At 72.2% G+C, this 607-nt stretch carries 1 protein-coding gene; it reads right to left on the minus strand.

Annotated features, from left to right (window positions below; translation table 11 throughout):
* Positions 1-106 precede the first annotated feature (106 nt).
* The gene (locus tag IE329_RS40085) at positions 107-505 is read right to left on the minus strand and encodes a hypothetical protein (protein WP_190215997.1); all 399 of its coding nucleotides are present in this window, start codon (positions 503-505) and stop codon (positions 107-109) included.
* Between the last annotated feature and the right edge of the window lie 102 nt (positions 506-607).

Genomic DNA, 607 nt, shown 5'->3' on the forward strand with positions numbered 1-607 from the left:
TCGTCCACGATCCGGCCGGTCCGCCCGGCGGCCCGGGGGTCGTCCTCGCAGGAGACGATCAGCACTTCCTCGCCGGCGGCGAACACCATGTTCTGTTCCTCCTAGGTCAGTTGCCGAGAGCGGCCGCGAGGGCGGCGGCGGCCTCGACCTGGGTGATGGGTCCGTCCTTGAGGTAGGCGCCGTACATGGCGGCGGCCTTGCGGACCACGTCCTGGGCGGTGGCGGTGGGGCGGTCGCCCTCCCAGGCGCCCCAGGTGACCAGCTCCCGGGCGGCGTGGCGGGCGATCCGGGCGCGGTGGTCGGCCCGGCGCTTGGCACGGCGGTCCGCGTTGCGCTTCTGGCGGCGCTGCTCGGCCTCCCACACGGCCTGCTGGGTGAGGAATGCGGCGTGGATCGGGTCGCCGGTCGGGCAGGGCAGGTTGTCCTGGCAGGCCGGGCAGGTATTGGTGTGCTCGGTGGCCGCCTGGAAGGTGGTCATGTAGTCGATGAACCGCTGGTCGGTCACGGTGTTCTCCCTGTCGGAATCAGGCGGAGGCGATGAGGGCGGCGGCAGTCTCGAAGGCGTGGTGCCAGGCCTGGTCCAGCGCGTAGGCGCCGTTCATGCCGA

Source organism: Kitasatospora indigofera (genome assembly GCF_014655955.1).
GTDB lineage: Bacteria > Actinomycetota > Actinomycetes > Streptomycetales > Streptomycetaceae > Kitasatospora > Kitasatospora indigofera.